The following is an 18,807-nucleotide window of genomic DNA, read 5'->3' as shown; positions in this document are numbered from 1 at the left end:
AAGATTTGCATTCCGATGCCCCGCTAAAGAGCGGGGGAGAAGCGATGTCGCGCGGCTTTGCCGCGACGAATTTGCATATCTGGAACATGTGTTTTGCATTGTTCGGCATCCAGATCGTCTGGGCGCTGCAGAATGCGAACACGACCCGCATCTTCCAGACGCTCGGCGCCGATGTCGCGGCCTTGCCGGTGCTGTGGATCGCGGGCCCGATCACCGGGCTGATCGTCCAGCCGATCGTCGGACATCTCAGCGACCATTCGCGTTCGCGCTATGGCCGGCGGCGCCCTTTCCTTGTCACGGGCGGGATGCTCACCGCCATCGCGCTCTTCGTGATGCCCAATGCGACGACATTGTGGGCAGCGATCGCCGCGTTGTGGCTGCTCACCGCCTCGATCAACATCACGATGGATCCGTCGCGCGCGCTGGTCGCCGACAATCTGCCGCACGCCCAGCGCGCCAAGGGCTATGCCGTGCAGGTTTTCTTCATCGGCACGGGCGCGGTCTTTGCCTCGTCGCTGCCCTGGATGCTGGTGAACTGGTTCGGGGTTGCGGGCACCGCTGGCGGCGGCGCGCTGCCACCGTCGGTGCGCTACGCCTATTATATCGGTAGCGCGTGCCTGTTGCTGTCGGTGTTCTGGACCGCCCTGTCGACGCGCGAGCGGCCCGCGATGGGGGCTGCCCTGGCGGATGACCGGCCGGTGGCCGCGCCGGGGCCGATCGTTCGCTTCAGCCTCGGCGGCTGGACGCCGGCGCTGGCCGGCGCGGTACTGCTGCTGCTCGCGCTGCTGCTGCGCTGGCAGTGGGAAGTGCTCGTTCTCGCGTCTGCAGCGCTGATCGGAGGGATCGCGCAACTCGCGGCTGGGCGGCGGCGTGCGCGCGGCGACCGCTCGCTGGGCCTGCTTCAGATCGGCGAGGATTTCCTGCGCATGCCGGCGGCGCTGCGCCGGCTGGCGGCGGTGCAATTCTTCACCTGGTTCGGGCTGTTCGCGATGTGGATCTATGCCGCGCCCGCCGTTGCGCAGCGGCATTTCGGAACCGGTGATCCGGCATCGGCACCCTATGCTGCCGCCGCCGATTGGGTGGGCATATTGTTCGCGACCTATAATGGCGTCGCCGCGGTCGGTGCGCTGGCGCTCCCGGCGATATCGGCGCGGATCGGCGAGCGCGCGACCTATGCGCTGTGCCTGCTTGGCGGCGCGGCGGGCATGGCGGGTTTTGTGCTGGCGCCGGGGCCTGAATGGCTGTGGATAGCGGCCGCGGGGATCGGCGTCGCCTGGGCCGCCATCCTGTCGCTGCCCTATGCTATCATCGTCAACGCCGTCCCGCCGGGCAAGGTCGGCGTCTATCTGGGCATCCACAATATCTTTCTCGTCATTCCGCAGCTGGTCGCGGCGATCTGCCTCGGCCCTGTCGTGCAGCATCTGTTTGGGGGCGAGCCGACGCTGGCCCTCGCGCTGGCGGCAGTATTCCTTGCGTTGGCCGCGCTCGCGGCGCCGCTTATCCCGCGCACGCAGACCTGACGGCGTCGAGCGCTGGCCGCAAAAACCGCATTTCACGTTGTTTTAGTGCAAATATTTGCATAACGACATTGGCGTGCAAACGTATGCGAGCGATGCATGTCGTACCGTCGTGATCGCCAGTAATCTCACCTAAAATATTGATATATCTATATTAAATGGGAGAGTTGTATCTTCTCAAAAGAGGCTTGCCATTTGTGCAAGAACACGCAAAAACATGCAAATGGGCGAGCGGGGGATTCCCGCGTCGTGCCGATAAGGAAAGCCCCGAAGAAAAGGGGCGTCCGTGGGAAGGGGAGAGCGATGAGGCTCAAGGGATTCGCGAATTGTCGTGGGCGCATGCTGTCGGGCGGCGCCTCGCTGCCGGTGCTGGCCGTCGGCCTGTTGATGACGTCGCCGGCGATGGCGCAGGACGCGCCCGAGGGCGCTTCGGGCAATGACGAAATTGTCGTTACCGGTGTGCGCGCCGCACTGGAGGATGCCGCGGGCCGCAAGCGCGACGCGCTGACCGTCGTCGACTCGGTGACCGCGACCGATATCGGGGCCTTTCCCGACAAGTCGGCGGCCGAAGCGCTGCAGCGCATTCCGGGCATCACGGTCAACCGCCTGCAATCGGCCGATGACTCGACCCACCCGTCGGGCGAGCCGACCGACGTGCTCATCCGCGGCCTGACCAATGTCCGCACCGAAATCAACGGCCGCGACAGCTTCTCCGCCGACTCGGCGCGCGGGCTGCAGTTCAACGATATCGCGCCCGAACTGCTCGCCGGGATCGACGTCTACAAGAACCAGACGGCGGACCTGATCGAGGGCGGCATCGCCGGTACCGTCGATTTGCGCACGCGCGTGCCGTTCGACCAGAAGGGGCTCGTCGTCACAGGGACCTTCCGGATCAATTATGGCGACCGCTCGGGCCGCTGGACGCCCGAATTCTCCGGGCTGATCAGCAACACCTGGGACACGGCCATCGGCCGGTTCGGCATCCTCGGCAGCTATGCGGAGAGCCATCTTGTCACGCGAACCGAAAGCGTGATCATGGACAAGATCGATACCTATTGTTCGGCTGGATTTGGCACGACTGGCCCCGACGGCGTCGTCCGCGCCACGCCCGGCGCCGACGGCAGTCTGCCATGCACCGCCAATCCGTTCGGCGGGACCGGCTGGGCCTATGCCCCCGACGGCATCCGTTATTCGCAGGTCGATTATGACCGCAAGCGGCGCGGCATCGCGGGCGCGCTGCAATATGAGAATATTTCGGGCAGCCTGCGCGCGACGATCCAATATATCGACTCGCATTACACCAATGCCTGGCTCGAGCGCGCCAGCCACGCCATCCTCGACGGCAATTATTTCGGCACGCGCGCCTATAACCCGCGCACCGGGTCGCTCATCGCGGGCAGCAGCGGGCTGACCTTTGGCCCCGACGGCATGCTGACGGGAGGAATCCTGACCCAGCCGCACGGCAGCTTCAGCGGCACGACCGAGAGCGTGCAGGCGGCGATCAACGCGGGTTCGGCGGTGCCGGGCCAGCCGTTCGTCAACTATTGCGGACCGGGTCCCGGCGGCGCTTGCACGACGCAGCGCGACGGGCTCTATTTCCAGAACGAAGCGCGCAATTTCGACCATCGCGAAGGAACGCGCGACCTGTCGGCGAACATAAAATGGGATGCAAGCGACCGGCTGCACTTCAACCTCGACGCGCAATATATCGATGCATCGACCTATAATAACGACATCTTGGTCGCGACCGGGTCGATGGCCGATTACGATTATAGCGTGAACGGCGACGGCACCCCGCACGTGACGTTGCTCCCCGGATCGAACGTCAATTATGCTGCGGGCGGTCTCGCCAACGCGCATAACTACTGGATCCCGTTCATCCAGGGCCATGTCGAGGACAATGACGCCAACGAACTCGCGCTGCGCGGCGACGCCGAATATGATTTCCCCGACAGCGACTGGCTCGACTCGCTGAAGGTCGGGGTGCGCTACGCCGACCGCAAGCAGACGGTGCGCTATTCGACCTTCAACTGGACGCCGATCGCCGCGAGCTGGAACTGTAATGGCCCGGGCTTCAACGCCGACAATACGACGGGGGGCGCCTATCCGACCGATACGGGCAATTGCGGCGGCAATACTGGCCATGCGCCCTTCCAGGGCTATGGCGCGGGCATCTGGGAATCGCAGAGCCTTGGCGATTTCTATAATGGCAGCGCCTATCCCAATGGGCCGCTCGTCTTCCTCAACCGCGATACGCTGCGCGATTTCCCGCGCTTGATCCAGTCGCTGAGCGGCGCAACCACGAACTCGCCGCTCGGCACGGGCTATACTGCCATTTGCGATCGGCCCGAGGCGACCGTCGACGAATGCTTCACACCTGGCGAAAAGTTTCGCGTTCGCGAACAGACCCAGGCGGCCTATGCGATGATCAAGTTCGGCGGTGGCGACAAGCTGATGCTCGGCAGCGTCAACCTGCAGGGCAATGTCGGCCTGCGCGTCGTGCGAACGAAGATCGCGAGCACGGGCAGCGTCGCCTTTCCCGCGACGAACATCTTCGACAATCTGGTGCCGTGCAACACGCCTTTGACGGGCAACAATGTCGTCAACCCGCGCTGCTATCTGACGCCGGAGATTATCGCCTTCGCCAACGGCGCCGCGACGGAGGACAAATATAAGACGACGCGCACCGACTGGCTTCCCAGCCTTAACCTGCGCTTCGGCTTCGACGACAAGACCTTTGTCCGCTTCGCCTATTCGCGGGCGATCTCGCGGCCGCAGTTCGGTTTCCTGCGCAACACGCTCGCGATCAATGCGCCGATCATCAACACGACGGCCGACTCGCCCTACATCGTCCGCAACGCGGCCGGGGCCATCACCGGTTATAATTTCGTGTTCCTCGCCAACTCGGGCAATGCGGCGCTGAAACCGCTGCGTGCGGACCAGTTCGATCTGACGTTCGAACATTATATGGGATCGAACAGTGCGATCACGGCCGGGGTCTTTTACAAGAAGCTGACGAACGCGATCTCCTTTGGCCAGTTCGGCCGCGACATCACCAACGGGACGTCGACCCAGACGGTGCAGGTCAACGGACCGAGCAATGTCCGGAAGGGCGGCGAGATCTGGGGCGGCGAACTCGCCTACCAGACCTTCTTCGACTTCCTGCCCGGCCTTTTGAGTGGGCTCGGCATGCAGGCGAACTACACCTATGTGCATCAGTCGGGGATCAACAACTCGAACCTGTTCACCGCATCGTCGAGCGGCGACGTAGGGGCGTTCGGCGCGGGCCAGCAGTCGCTGGGTGGCACCGGCTATGTTCTCGACTCGCACAAGCTTGCCGGGATATCGAAGCACACGTTCAACCTCGTCGGGCTCTATGAAAAGGGACCGGTCGGGCTCCGTGTCGCCTATAATTGGCGGTCGCGTTACCTGACGCAGAACCTCGACTGCTGCATCGGCTTGCCGGTGTTCCAGAAGGCGGCGGGCTTCCTCGACGCGTCGCTGCGCTTCTCGCCGACCAAGTGGCTGGAGCTTTCGGTCGACGGCACCAATCTGCTCAACACGACGACCGTCTATCAGCAGCAGGTCTTCGGCGACTCTCCGCAGACCCCGGGCGCGGCGGCCAAATATTTCGACTCGGCGTGGAGCCGCGTCGACCGCCGCTTCCAATTCGGCGCGCGTGTGAAGTTCTGATCCTCCACTGGGACGCGGCCGTTCCCTTGCGGCGGCCGCGTCTTCGTTTTCAAAGGGAGTAAGGAACCGGTCATGACCGAGCACGCACCCTATCGGATCGTCATTTTGGGCGGCGGCACCGCGGGCTGGATGTGCGCATCGGGGCTGGTTGGCCTTCTCGCAGGCGCCGACTACGACATCACGCTAATCGAGAGCGACGAGATCGCCACGGTTGGCGTCGGCGAAGCGACATTGCCGCATATCAAGACCTTCAATGACATGATCGGCATTGACGAGGCCGAATTCATGCGCGAGACCGCCGGCACCATCAAGCTCGGCATCGAATTCGTCGACTGGCTGCGGCCCGGCGTGCGTTATATCCATCCGTTCGGCACGTTCGGCGATCGCTGGACGGGCGCCGACTTCCAGCATCATTGGGCGCGTGCACGGCTGGCGGGAACCGACAATCGTTCGCTGCAAGACTACAGCTTCGCGGTAGCCGCCTGCCACGCCAATGGCTTCGAGCATCCGAACAGCGACCCGAAATCGATCCGCTCGACCTACAGCTATGCCTATCACTTCGACGCCGGGCTGTACGCCGCATATCTCCGCAAATGGGCGACCGCGCGCGGGATCCGGCGCATGGAGGGCAAGGTCGTTGATGTCGTCCGCGACGCCGAAAGCGGCGATGTCGCAAGCCTGACGCTCGCGTCGGGAGCGGAGGTTTCGGGCGATCTTTTCATCGACTGCTCGGGCTTTCGTTCGCTGCTGCTCGGGCAAACGATGGAGGTGCCGTGGGTCGACTGGAGCGATTGGCTGCCGTGCGACCGCGCGTTTGCGGTGCCCTGCACCGGCGTCGAGCCGCTTACCCCCTATACGCGCGCGACCGCGCAGCGCGCGGGTTGGACCTGGCGCATCCCGCTCCAGCACCGGATCGGCAATGGCTATGTCTTTTCAAGCCGCTTTTGCGGCGAGGAAGAGGCGCGGCAGACATTGCTCGGCGCGATCGACGGCGAAGCACTCGACGAGCCGCGCCTGCTCCGCTTTCAGGCGGGTCGGCGGCAGGTTGGCTGGGCGGGCAATTGCATCGCCGTCGGTCTTGCGAGCGGGTTCCTCGAACCGCTGGAGTCGACGAGCATCTTCCTGATCCAGGCGGCGACGATCGACCTTGCCGGCCTGATCCCGAGGCGCGGCGAAAAGGTCGATCCGCGCATGGTGCGCGAGTTCAACAGGTTGTTTGCGGTCCACTATGACCGGACGCGCGACTTCCTCGTCCTCCACTACACCGCGAACGAACGTGTCGGCGAACCGATGTGGGATCATGTGCGCAACATGACGCTGCCCGACAGCCTTGCGCACAAGATGGCGCTGTTCCGCGAAAGCGCCGCGGCGCCCGAATATCGGCTTGGCCTTTTCTCACGCGACAGCTGGCTGTCAGTGCTCGAGGGGCAGGGCGTTCTGCCGTCGGCGGCAAATCCGCTAACCCATCGCTTGTCGGCGGCAGATTTGCAGGCGCGGCTCGACGATTTGGCGGAACGGATCGTGGTCAACGCCGCCGACATGACGCCGCATGCCGAATTCCTGGCGAGCTATTGCGCTTCGGAGGCCAAGGCGCGGCCCGGCGTCCCGGCGAACGCGGCGTGAGCGCGGTGCGCGATATCACTTTGCTCGGCCGCGATGCGCAGCTGTGGCTGGCGGCGGCGGCACTGCAACGCGCGCTGGCGCCCGCGGGCGTGACGGTCAGGGCGGTGGCGTTGCCCGATGAAAACAGTCCGGCTGATCTCTACGCGACGCTGCCGGCGATCGAGGCACTGCACAACCAGATCGGCATCGACGAGGCGGCGCTGCTGCGCGGCGTGCGCGGCGCTTTCACGCTCGGTCAGAATTTCGTCGATGCGAGCGGAGCGAGGCAGGCTTCCTTCCTTCACAGCTATGGCGCGTTCGGCACCGGCATTAACGGCGGCGATTTCTTTCCGCATTGGGTGAAGGCACGTCGCCATGGGCTCGGAGTCGGGCTCGACGATTTTTCGCTGACCGCGACCGCCGCGCACAACGGCCGGCTGTTTATTCCCGACGAGGACAGCGAGATCTATGGGCGCAGCGACTATGGCTATCATCTACCCGCGGCCGCCTATGCCAAAAGCTTGAAGGCGATCGCGCAGCATCTGGGGGTCGAGGTTTTCGAGACCGCAAGCGTCGCGGTCGAGCGCAGCGATGATGGCATCGCCGCGCTGCTGCTCGATGACGGAAGCCGGGTTGAAAGCGCCTTGTTCGCCGATCTGACGCGCGAAGGGCTGCTGCGCGAGGCAATCGGCGGCACGTTCGAAACCTGGGCGATGCCCGGCGACCGGATGCTGACCGCGCTGGCGCCGCGCTTTGCCGCGCTGCCGGTCTATGCCGAGATCCGCGCGGGCACGGACGGTTGGACCGGACTATTCCCCAGCCTGACCCACACGCATGTTGAGCATGTCTTTTCGAGTGCGGCGACGAGCGACGAAGCGGCGCTGCAAGCCGCTGCGACCGCGAGCGGTGTGGCTTTGGAGGCTGCGACAATCCGCGCGCTTGCGCCCGGCGCGGCAAGCGCGCCATGGGCGGGCAATGTCATCGGGCTTGGCGAGGCGGCTTGTTCGTTCGACCCCGTTCACGGCCTTGGATTGCACGGGCTGCAACTCGGCATCGTGCACCTGCTCGGCGTTTATCCGGCCGAGGGCGACAGCTATGCAGCGCGGCGCGCCGAATATAACCGGATCATGCGCTCGCATTTCGCGCGCGTCGCCGATTTCCAGGCCGCGCACCATACGCTGCAGAATTACGCTGGCCCCTTCTGGGAGGCGGCGCGCGCGCTGCCGGTTTCGGACGAGCTGGTGCATATGATCGATTTCTTTCGCGCGCGCGGCGAGCTCGCGCCGCAGGAAGACGAGAGCCTGCCGCCCGACAGTTGGCGCGCGCTTTTCACGGGGCACGGGATCGTCCCCGAAAGCTGGCGTCCCGCCGTCGACCGGGTGCCGCCCGACGAGGTTAAGGTCCATTTCCGCAAGATGCTCGGCTTCGTGCGCGAACAGGTGCTGCGCCAGCCGACGCACGACGCCTATCTCTCGCGCATCCTGCAACGCCCCCATGGCTGAGCCCGCGCGCCTCGGTGCCGCTGCGGCGCAGCCGTCGCCGCTCGACGCGCTGCCGCGCATTGCCGCGCGTGGCGCTCCGGCTCCCGCCGATTTTGCCGCGCTCGTCGCGGCCGAAACTCCCGTCGTCATCAAGGGGCTGTTTGACGACTGGGTCGCACTGGCGGCCGGGCGGCACTCGCCCGGCCGCCTAAACGCCTATCTCGCGGGAATGGATCGAGGCGCGGCGGTGCCGGTGATGGAAGCGCCCGCGCGAGCCGCTGGACGCTTCGCCTATCGCGCCGACATGCGCGAATTCACCTTCACCAAAAGGAGCGCGCCGCTGCGCGAGACGCTGGCGCGGATCGAGGGGCTGATCGGGCAGGAGAATGTGCCGACAGTCGCGATCCAGATGCTGCCGCTCGCCGACGCCTTGCCCGAGTTCGTGCGCCAGAACCCGATGCCGCTGCTGCCTGCCGACGTTGGCCCGAAACTGTGGCTTGGCGGCAGCGTGAAGACGCAGACGCACAACGACCGCGACCATAATCTGGCGTGCGTGATCGCGGGGCGGCGGCGCTTCACCCTGTTCCCGCCCGATCAGGTCGCAAACCTTTATATCGGCCCGCTCGATAATCCGCCGCCGCTGTCGCTCGTCGATCCCGAGAACCCCGATTACGATCGCTTCCCGCGCTTTCGCGAGGCGCTCGCGGCGGCGCGTGTGGCAATCCTCGAGCCCGGCGACGCGATCTTCATCCCCAAATATTGGTGGCATCATGTTGCCTCGCTCGATCCCTATAATGCGATGGTCAATTACTGGTGGGGCGACACCGCCAGGGGGATCGAAAAGCCTAACGACATCTTCCTCGCGGCATTGCTTGCGCTGAAGGATCTGCCACCCGGCGAGCGGGCTTATTGGCGGGCGATGTTCGACGCCCATGTGTTCGGCGATCCCGATAGCGCATCGGGCCATATCCCGGCGGCGCTGCGCGGGACGCTCGGCGCGATGCGACCCGATGAGCGCGCCGCGCTGCGCCAAAGGCTGCTTTCGGCTTTCCAGAAATAACCCACGCCTCCCCAGCAAAGAGAGAATGAAATGATCCCCAAAACGTCCCTTTTGTTCGGCCTGTCGATGCTGGCGTTCGCGACCCCTGCGGTGGCACGCGAGTGCGCCCAGTCGCCGGAAAAGGTACTGGAGCTGTGCGTTTCGGTGGAAGGAGGCGAGGCGCTCTACGAGGTCAAGCGCGGCAATGTGACGGTGATCGCGCCGTCGCGGCTGGGGCTGCGCTTCGCGGGCGAGGCCGATCCGCGCTTTGCCGAAATCGGCAATGTGAAACGTGCTTCGGTCGATACGCTCTGGGAACAGCCATGGGGCGAACAACGGTTGATCCGCGACAATCACAATGAACTGTCGGTGACGCTGGCGGGCGACACCGCGCTGAACAAGGCGGTCGGCGTAACCTTTCGCCTGTTCGACGACGGGTTCGGCTTCCGCTACGACTATGCCGCTATTCCGGCGGGGCAGGCGGTCGCGGTGACCGCCGACGACGCCCAATTTCGCACCGTCGGTGCTTATCAGGCGTGGTGGTATCAGGGGCTCGGGCAGGAACGCGACGAATATCTCTATACCCAGACCGATGCGCGGCGGATCACGCTCGCCGAAACGCCGCTCACGCTGAAGGGCGACAATGGTCTGTATCTGAGCTTCCATGAAGCCGCGCTGGTCGACTTCCCCTCGATGCTGCTCGAAGGCAATGGCGCGGGAACCTATAACGCCTGGCTGATGCCATGGCCCGACGGGACGCTGGCGAAAAAGACCGGGCCGTTCACGACGCCATGGCGCACGGTGCTCGTCGGTGAAACCCCCGGCGCGCTCGCCGACAGTCGGATCACCCTCAATCTCAACGAACCGAGCAAGCTTCCCGACATCGGCAAATGGTTCAAGCCGGGAAAATATGTCGGCATCTGGTGGGAAATGCATCTCGAGAAATCGACGTGGGGCAGCGGGCCGACACACGGCGCGAACACCGCGAATGTGAAGCGCTACATCGACTTCGCGGCGAAATATGGCTTCGATGGTGTGCTCGTCGAGGGGTGGAACAAGGGCTGGGACGGCGACTGGATCGCCAATGGTGACAAGTTCAGCTTCACCGAAGCCTATCCGGATTTCGACCTTCCCGAGATCACCCGCTACGGCAAGACGAAGGGCGTGAAGCTGATCGGGCATCATGAGACTGGCGGCGGTATCGAAAATTACGCGCGCCAGCTCGATGACGCGCTCAAGCTTTACGCCGATAACGGCGTGTCGCTGATCAAGACCGGCTATGTCCGCCACAGCGGCGCGATCGCCGACGCCGACGGCGGGATGCAATGGTTCGCGGGCCAATATGCGGTGCGCCATCATCTCGACGTCGTGAAGCGCGCCGCGAAATATCATATCGCGATCAATACGCACGAGCCCGTGAAGGACACCGGGCTGCGCCGCACCTGGCCAAACTGGGTGAGCCGCGAGGGTGCGCGCGGGCAGGAGTTCAACGCGTGGGGCAACCCGACCAACCCGCCCGAGCATATGACGATCCTGCCCTTCACGCGCATGCTTGCGGGGCCGATGGATTATACGCCGGGGATCTTCGACATCGCACGCCAAGGCAAGGAACTGACGCGCCGGGTGCAGTCGACGCTCGCGACCCAGCTTGCCGAATATGTCGTTATCTATTCGCCGATCCAGATGGCGGCTGACCTGCCCGAAAATTACGAGGCGCGGGTCGACGCCTTCCAGTTCATCCGCGACGTGCCCGCCGATTGGGAACAGTCAAAGACGCTGCAGAGCGCGATCGGCGACTATGTCGTCGTCGCGCGCCAGCCGCGCGGGCAGGGCGACTGGTATCTCGGCGGCATCACCGACGAGGCGGCGCGGAAACTGACGCAGCGGCTCGATTTCCTCGCCCCCGGCAAGCGCTACGAAGCGCAAATCTATTCCGACGGGCCGGGCGCCGACTATCGCACCAACCCCGGTGCGCTGACGATCAGCAAGCGGGTCGTGACGAGCGCCGACAGTCTCGATCTGGACATGGCGCCCGGCGGCGGCGTAGCGATCCGCTTCAAGCTGCTGGACGCGCGTCGGTGACCGCCATCGACGCAGTATTGGCCGCGCTCTTTCGGTAAATCCCAATTCCCTTTGGTCCAGGCGAGCCGCTTCAATCGGCGGCCGCAGCCCCGGTCGAGGGCACTATCCATCGGACTGTACCGCAGCATGGGCGGTCGGCTATGGCGCGGACGATGACGGGCCTACCGATCCTCTACAGCTTCCGCCGCTGCCCCTACGCGATGCGCGCGCGTTTGGCGCTTTTGGCGAGCGGCGTTTCTTATGAGCATCGCGAAGTGCTGCTGCGCGACAAGCCCGCCGCAATGTTGGCGGCGTCGCCCAAGGGTACGGTGCCGGTTTTGGTGCTCGCTGACGGAAGCGTGATCGACGAAAGCATCGATATCATGCGCTGGGCGCTCGAACAGAGCGACCCCGAAAACTGGATGGCGCGCGCCGACGCGGCGCTGGTTGCCGATTATGACGGTGCGTTCAAACATCATCTCGACCGCTATAAATATTGGGGGCGCTACGGCGTCGATCCTGTGGAGCATCGCACGGCAGGACTGGCGATGCTGGCCGAGCTGGACGCACGGGTCGCCGATCGGGCATATCTGGGAGGCGCCACGCGGGGATTCAGCGACGTCGCTATCTTTCCGTTCGTGCGCCAGTTCGCGGGCGTCGATCCGCCCTGGTTCGAAGCCCATGCACCGCAACGGGTGCGCGAATGGCTCGGGGCACTGGTCGCGTCGGAGCTGTTCGAGCGGGCGATGGTGCGGCTCGCACCCTGGGCGCCAGGCGGGGGCTGAAATCCATCTCGTGATCGGCCGGGCCTGCCGGTCAGATCAGCGACTTCAACCGGTCGATCCCGGTTGCCTGCCGGATGATCCGGGCCGCGAGCGCATTGCCGTTCGCGGCGTTGGTGAAGACGACGATCGCCCGCCCGCTTCGGGCATCGCCAACGCCCATCGTTTTGAAAATCCCGTAATTGCTGCCGCTGTGCTGGAATAATAGGCCCGTCGGCGATTGCTCGAGTTCCCAGCCCAGCCCTCGCGAAATGTCGCGCCCGCGCACGTCGAGCCGCGGGGTGAGCATTGCCTGCCGGGCCGCATCGCTGATCTCCCACGCCGCCCGCTCCGGCCGATCCATCATCAGCGCCATGAACTTCGCATAATCGGACACGGTCATCAGCAGCCCGCCCGCCGAATTGACCAACAGGTCGTGGGTCGACGGCGGCGTCTTTGGATCGGTCTCGCGCATCGCGGCGACCGAATCTTCGAAGGTCCACGCCGCGATTGGCTTGCGCCATTTCGCAGCGACCGGCAGCAGCCGGTTGCCGAGATCGCGCGTCGGCTGGGCGGGAAGCGCCTGCTCGCCTTCCGGCGGTTCCGAATGGCCGAAGACCGTCGACGCTGCGATCTCCTCGTCCCAGCCGAAGCTGCTGTTGGGCATGCCGGCCGGGTCGAACAGCTTGGCCCGCATCACGCTGCCGAGGCCCATTCCCATGATCGTCTCGACGACCAGCTGGAGCCAGATGAAGGCTTCGCCCGAATAGCTGTAGCGCGATCCGGGCGTGCTGCTGGTGACGAGCGGTTCGGACGCCCAGTTGGGCAGGCCGCTCGAATGCTCCAGCACGTGCCGGGCGGTGATGCGCTCGAGATTCGGGTCGCCACCCAAGTTCGCCGGCCGGCGATACTGGACAAGCGGCTTGTCGAGGTTGAGGCGTTTTTCGTCGGCCAGCCGCATCACGACATAGGCGAAGATTGGCTTGGTCATCGACGCGGCTTCGAACAATGTGTCGTCGCGCACCGGGTCGCCGGTGAGAATATTTTTGACGCCGAAGCTCCGGCTCCAGGCGAGTTTCCCGCGGTCCACGACCGCGATGGCGGCGCCGGGCACCCCGGCGATCCGCATCAGGCGCGGAAGGTCGCGGACCAGTTCCCCGGACGGGATCCACGTGGCGCTGCTGTCGGGGCCTTGGCCGGCGCGGGCGCGGGTGGATGCCGCGCTGCCGACGATCAGTGCCGAAGATCCGAACAATAAGGCCCGCCGCCCGAATATCGTCATTGGCTTCCCCCTCGCGTCGATCATTCGCTGGGCCCGAAATCGCGCGCAAGGAGAAATATTGTCGGCAGGAGAATTTCTGGCCAGAAGACATTGAAAAACCTGAAAACATCTGATGGACTCTCCCGCAGCAGAGCGGGGCGCGCGTTTCGGTGCACAAAGTGGGGCGCATTTTGCCCGGGTGGCCGTTTTAGATAGGAAACGGAACGGGAGGAGCGGGGGTGGCAGCGGAATCTGTCTCCGAACTGGAACGGCTAACCCGGAAATTCCGGCCGCCGCTGATCGCCTTTTTTTCGCGTCGGGTCGCAAGTCTGGCCGAGGCCGAGGACATGACCCAGGAGGTTTTTGTTAGGCTGATGCGGACGCAAGCGAACATCGAGGAAACAAGTGCCGCGTATATCTTCCGGATTGCGGCGAATCTTGTAACGGATCGCGCCCGACACGACCTTGTGCGCCGGCATTTCTCCGACGCTGTCCGAAGCGAAGGCAGCGCGGGCATCGACCCGCTCGATCCTTTCCGGATCGCCTCGGCGCGGGAGAGTATTTCGGTGCTCTGGGCCGCGATCCAGGCGCTGCCCGAACCCACGCAGCAGATATTCATCTTGTACCGCGTCGAGGATATTCCCAAGCAGACGATCGCCGACAATTTCGGATTTCACCTGCGAACGGTCGACAAGCATATTTCGCGCGCGCTGGTTTTTATCGCCCGCCGGATGAGGCTGCAGCCATGATCCCGCAGAACGACAACGACGGCTTCGCCGAACAGGAGGAACAGGCAGCCGCCTGGTGCCTGCGGATTGCCGAGCGGCCGCTCACACCGGCGGAACAGGCCGATTTCGACGAATGGCTCGCCGCCGACGAACGCCACGCCCAATGTTTCGAACAGATGGTGGCGGTTTGGCAGTGCACCGACGCGATCGCAGAACTTCCAGGCTTTCTTTCGCTTCGCGCCAAGGCGTTGATGATGATGGAAAATGCCCGGAACCATGATGAGCGGCCTTTGCGCGGCCTGACCCGCCGCCATGCCTTCGCGGCATTGATGGCGTTCGCGCTGACGGCGGGCGGCGGCGCCTGGTACTGGGCGCAAAGTCCCGACGTTTATGCCACCGCGGTCGGCGAACGGCGGACCGTCCGGCTCGACGACGGATCCAGCGTCTCGCTCGATGCTGCCAGCCGGATGCTTGTGTCGTTCACCGACGAGCGGCGTGCGGTCACGCTCGAGCGCGGCCGGGCCAAGTTCGACGTGGCGAAAGATCCGCTGCGCCCGTTTACCGTGACCGCGGGATCGCAGTCAGTGGTGGCGGTCGGGACGAGTTTCAGCGTCGAACTGCTGCGCAACCAGCTCCGCGTCCTGCTGTTCGAAGGACAGGTCGCGGTCGTTCCGCGTGCGGTCGCGGCGGCCAATATCAAGGTTCGGCGACCGGCCCCGGCGACCACCCAGCTCGTGCCCGGCCAGGAATTGGTGGCCGATCTTTCGTCCGGAACCGCGGAGGTCCTGCCAGCCGAAGCCGAGCGCTCGCTCGGCTGGGAAGGCGGCCGCGTCGATTTTGTCGATATGCCGCTGGCCGACGCGGTCGAGCGGATCAATCGCTACGCCGCATCGCCGATCGTCCTCGGCGATGCGGCTGCTGGCCGCCACATTGTCAATGGCGTGTTCGATGCCGGCGACACCGACAGCTTCGTCAAGGGCGTGACGTCGCTCTACCCGCTGTCGGCACGCGAAGAGGGGCATCGCATCGTTATTAAAACAGTAAATTCCAAAGTAGATGAAGAAAAAAATAGCCAAAGATAAAAATCAAAGGCTGAATTTGACGAATGGATCGTCTTTATGACAGAGGGGCGGAAATATCGATCCCTCGCATAAAGGGGGAGAGAAATATGTCCAACCGTCGCTATTTGTTGTCGAGTCTCGCCGTCGGCGCGCTGGTTTCTGTGTCGGCGCCTGCGCAGGCCGAAGCGCGGCAGGTTAAACAGTTTGATATTCCGGCGCAGGATCTGGGCGGCGCGCTGCGCGCCTTCGCCCGCGCGTCGGGCGTGCAGGTCATCTTCGACGGCAAGGCGGTGCGTGGCAAGCGCAGCGAAGCGCTCCGGTCGCGGTCGGACGCCGAAGAGGCACTTCGCGTGCTGCTTCGCGGTACCGGAATGGCCTATCGCCGCAACGGCAAGATCTTCATCGTCAGCCCGATGCGGCGGGTCGCGCAAGTTCCGGTCGAGATGGCGAGCGCAGCGCCGCTCGCGGTGGCGGCGCAGGACCCGGCGAACGAGATCAGCGACGTCACCGATATCATCGTGACGGCGCAGAAGAAGGAAGAAAAGATCGGCGACGTGCCGATCGCGATGACGGCGCTGTCGTCCGCCGCACTCGACGACCATAAGATCGAGGGAGGCGCGGAACTGCTGCGGGCGGTTCCGAACATGAGCTTCTCCAAGGCCAATTTCAGCATGTACAATATCTCGATCCGCGGGATCGGGACCAAGGCGGTATCGGCATCGACCGACCCTGCGGTGGCGGTGAGCTTCAACAACACGCCGCTGATCCGCAACCGCCTGTTCGAATCCGAATTTTTCGACATGCAGCGGGTCGAGGTGCTCCGCGGGCCGCAAGGGACTCTTTACGGACGCAATGCCACCGGCGGTGTCGTCAACCTGATTCCGGCGCTACCCGATCTTCAGGATTTCGGGCTCGATGCGAAGGTCGAGGTCGGCAATTACAAGACGATGCGCGTATCGGGCATGGTCAACGTGCCGGTGTCGGACACGCTGGCGGTGCGCGTCGCGGGGGCGCTGACCAGTCGCGACGGGTTCGATTATAACACATTTACGGAAAGGCGCGTGAATGGCCGTGAGCTGTGGTCGACACGTGCCTCGATTGCCTGGGAACCGAGCGACCGTTTCCGCGCCAATGCAATCTGGCAGCATTTCGATGAAGACGATAATCGTTCGCGTACCGGGAAGCAGCTTTGCGCGCGCGATCCCGGACGGGATACGGTCGGCGGAATCCGGGTGCCCGACGGGACGCGCGGCGACGGATTTGGCGGCACGGAAATCGATCTGCGTGGGCGAATGAGTCAGGGCTGCCTGCCCATCTCGCTCTATGACGAGCGCTCCTATGATGCTCCCAACGCCAGCGGTTACGCCCCGATCGTCGCGGGCTCGACCGAATATGTCTATATGGGGTATACGCCGAGCGGCAGCCGCTCTCTCGTCTCTGGCCTGAAGCGCGGCGATCCGTTCGCGGGCGTTCAGCAATCGCGCGACCTGCGCGAAATCGCGACGAGCATCGATCCGGTCTTTCGCGCGAAAAACGATATCTTCCAGCTCAACCTGGATTTCGATGTGAGCGACGCGCTGAAGCTTGTGTCGCAGACCGCTTATGCCCGCGATCGCTATTATTCTTCGCAGGATTATAATCGTTATGTCTCGGGGCCGGTGTTCAACGATACCTCGGATCTGGTGGATCGCCGCCGCAATGCCCTGCCGATCGACCAGTCGCACGCGGCGCCGGGCGGTGTGTTTTGCGACCCGCAGCTCGGCTGCTCGGACCGGATGCTGTCGATGGATCTCAGCCGATCGCGCAACCGGCAATGGTCGCAGGAGCTTCGTCTTCAATCCGCGTTCGACGGTCCGTTTAATTTCAGCCTTGGCGCCAATTATCTGAACTTCAAATCGCAGGACGATTATTTCGTCTTCAACAATCTCTATACGTTCATCGCCTATAACCGAAATAATCGGCTCGATGACGGCGCCCCCGGCAGTCTCTTTCGCTATCGCGATTGCCCGCCTGATGTCGTCGGCCGCGACTGCGTGTATGTCGACCCCAATCCGATCGGTTCGCTCGACGAGCAGGGGCATAATTATTTCCGCAGCCGCAACAATGTCCAGACGAAATCCTGGGCGATATTCGGCGAAACCTATTGGAACGTCACCGACGCGTTGAAAGTCACCGCCGGGCTGCGCTTCACGCGCGACGACAAGCGCGCAATCCTCTATCCCAGCCAGCTCCTGCTCGGCGGCGGCGGCACCGGCGCCAGCGGCGGCAACATCAGTGGCGGGTACAAGGCGAACGACCCGCTCAACCAGCGCTGGTCAAAACCGACCGGGCGTTTGGTGATCGACTGGAAACCCGATCTGGCCTTCACCGACGACACGCTGGTCTATGCTTCGGCATCGCACGGCTACAAGGGCGGCGGCGCCAACCCGGCGCGCCCGGACATCAACCGCGCCAATGTCCAGTTTTCCGATATTTCGCCGACCTTTAAGCCTGAATATGTCAACGCCTTCGAAATCGGGACCAAGAACAGCTTCGACGGCGGGCGCTTCACGTTGAACGTGACCGGTTTCCTGTATGACTATAAGGATTATCAGATATCGCAGATCGTCGACCGCATCGCGCTCAACGAAAATTTCGATGCGACGATCTGGGGACTTGAGTTCGAGGCCGCATGGCGGCCGTCGCGCGCGTTCCGTGTCGATGCCAATCTCGGTTACCTGAGAACCCGGGTAAAGGATGGGGCGCAGTCGATCGACGTGATGGATCGGACCCAGGGCGATCCCGACTGGATCTTGCTTCGTCCCTTCCTCCAGGTTCCCTCGAACTGCATCGCGCCGCGCGCCTATGTCGAACGAATATTGCGGGATCCTGACGGCTCTGCGCTTTATGCACTGTGCGGCCAGTCCAACGGTTTCGGCAATTTTGACCCAACCACCCCGCTTGGCAATCCCGCAATACGCTACGGCTTCGCTTATGATCCCTCCGCGCCCTATGACCCCGCCAAGGTCGGTGCGATCGTTCCCTTCGATCCGGCGAACCCCAATGCCTGGCGGAGCCAAGTCAGCGGCGCACCCAATGGCGGGCGCGGGTTCTTTGCCGATCTTGGCGGCAACGAATTGCCCAATTCGCCGCGGATCACGGCCAATATCGGTGCGCAGTATACATTTTTCATGGGCGATTGGGATCTCACCTTCCGCGGCGATTACTACCGCCAATCGAAAAGCTTCGCGCGCATCTATAACACGCCCTATGACCGGCTGAAGGCGTGGGACAATGTCAATCTGGCCGTGACGCTCGCGCGACCCGATTCAGACCTGAGCTTCCAGTTCTATGTCAAAAATCTGTTCGATGACGCGCCGATCACCGACTTCTTCACAAACAGCGACGATTCGCTGCTCAGCACCAACGTCTTCACGCTCGATCCGCGCATCATCGGATTTAGCGCGACGAAGCGGTTCTGATGCCGAAGCGGCCGCTACGCGTCCGATCCCGTTTCGGATTCAGAATCGTAACAGCAATTACTGATTGATGATCAATTAATACTGATAAGTTCAAAATATCGAAGTCCGGTATGCGAAAATCAAGTTTTCGTAGTGAGTGGTA

The 18,807-nt window shown here is 63.6% G+C and carries 11 protein-coding genes and 1 pseudogene; 11 read left to right on the top strand and 1 reads right to left on the bottom strand.

All coding sequences use genetic code 11. From position 1 onward, the window contains the following. The first annotated feature begins 44 nt into the window (after positions 1-44). From GGC65_RS08440 to GGC65_RS08410, 7 genes are all read left to right on the top strand, one after another. Complete coding sequence (locus GGC65_RS08440) at positions 45-1,520, top strand: MFS transporter (protein ID WP_225940734.1); 1,476 nt, start codon at positions 45-47, stop codon at positions 1,518-1,520. Positions 1,521-1,820: 300 nt separating this feature from the next. Further along, positions 1,821-5,210, top strand: a complete 3,390-nt coding sequence (locus tag GGC65_RS08435) for a TonB-dependent receptor (RefSeq protein WP_192646746.1) — start codon at positions 1,821-1,823, stop codon at positions 5,208-5,210. 72 nt (positions 5,211-5,282) lie between these two features. Continuing rightward, the gene (locus GGC65_RS08430; protein WP_192646745.1) at positions 5,283-6,833 is read left to right on the top strand and encodes a tryptophan halogenase family protein; all 1,551 of its coding nucleotides are present in this window, start codon (positions 5,283-5,285) and stop codon (positions 6,831-6,833) included. Continuing rightward, positions 6,830-8,314, top strand: a complete 1,485-nt coding sequence (locus tag GGC65_RS08425) for a tryptophan 7-halogenase (RefSeq protein WP_192646744.1) — start codon at positions 6,830-6,832, stop codon at positions 8,312-8,314. Before GGC65_RS08430 ends, GGC65_RS08425 begins: the two co-directional genes overlap by 4 nt. Beyond that, positions 8,307-9,353, top strand: a complete 1,047-nt coding sequence (locus GGC65_RS08420; RefSeq protein WP_192646743.1) for a cupin-like domain-containing protein — start codon at positions 8,307-8,309, stop codon at positions 9,351-9,353. The genes GGC65_RS08425 and GGC65_RS08420 overlap by 8 nt, the downstream gene beginning before the upstream one ends. 30 nt (positions 9,354-9,383) lie before the next feature. Then, positions 9,384-11,414: a glycoside hydrolase family 97 protein gene (locus tag GGC65_RS08415; RefSeq protein WP_192646742.1), complete on the top strand. Its 2,031-nt coding sequence runs from the start codon at positions 9,384-9,386 to the stop codon at positions 11,412-11,414. 152 nt (positions 11,415-11,566) lie between these two features. Then, positions 11,567-12,178, top strand: coding sequence for a glutathione S-transferase (locus GGC65_RS08410; RefSeq protein ID WP_192646741.1), 612 nt, complete (start codon positions 11,567-11,569; stop codon positions 12,176-12,178). A gap of 31 nt (positions 12,179-12,209) precedes the next feature. On the opposite strand, the gene GGC65_RS08405 is transcribed toward GGC65_RS08410, so the two are convergent. Continuing rightward, a complete protein-coding gene (locus GGC65_RS08405) occupies positions 12,210-13,436 on the bottom strand; it encodes a serine hydrolase domain-containing protein (RefSeq protein ID WP_225940733.1) in 1,227 nt (408 codons plus the stop codon). Positions 13,437-13,654: 218 nt separating this feature from the next. Between GGC65_RS08405 and GGC65_RS23765 the strand changes: the two genes are divergently transcribed. The 4 genes and pseudogenes from GGC65_RS23765 (at position 13,655) to GGC65_RS08390 (ending at position 18,665) form a co-directional block, all read left to right on the top strand. Beyond that, complete coding sequence (locus GGC65_RS23765) at positions 13,655-14,164, top strand: sigma-70 family RNA polymerase sigma factor (RefSeq protein WP_192646740.1); 510 nt, start codon at positions 13,655-13,657, stop codon at positions 14,162-14,164. Next, a pseudogene (locus tag GGC65_RS23760) lies at positions 14,161-14,268 on the top strand (hypothetical protein); the annotation flags it as partial. The gene GGC65_RS23765 and the pseudogene GGC65_RS23760, both read left to right, overlap by 4 nt. A gap of 204 nt (positions 14,269-14,472) precedes the next feature. Beyond that, positions 14,473-15,225: a FecR family protein gene (locus GGC65_RS08395; RefSeq protein WP_225941087.1), complete on the top strand. Its 753-nt coding sequence runs from the start codon at positions 14,473-14,475 to the stop codon at positions 15,223-15,225. An 86-nt stretch (positions 15,226-15,311) separates the two neighbouring features. Beyond that, positions 15,312-18,665, top strand: a complete 3,354-nt coding sequence (locus GGC65_RS08390) for a TonB-dependent receptor domain-containing protein (RefSeq protein WP_192646738.1) — start codon at positions 15,312-15,314, stop codon at positions 18,663-18,665. Positions 18,666-18,807: the final 142 nt, after the last annotated feature.

Origin of the sequence: Sphingopyxis sp. OAS728, assembly GCF_014873485.1 — a bacterium.
Classification (GTDB): Bacteria; Pseudomonadota; Alphaproteobacteria; order Sphingomonadales; family Sphingomonadaceae; genus Sphingopyxis.
The sequence above is the reverse complement of the archived record's forward strand: the minus strand, read 5'-3'. Positions and strand labels throughout refer to the sequence as shown.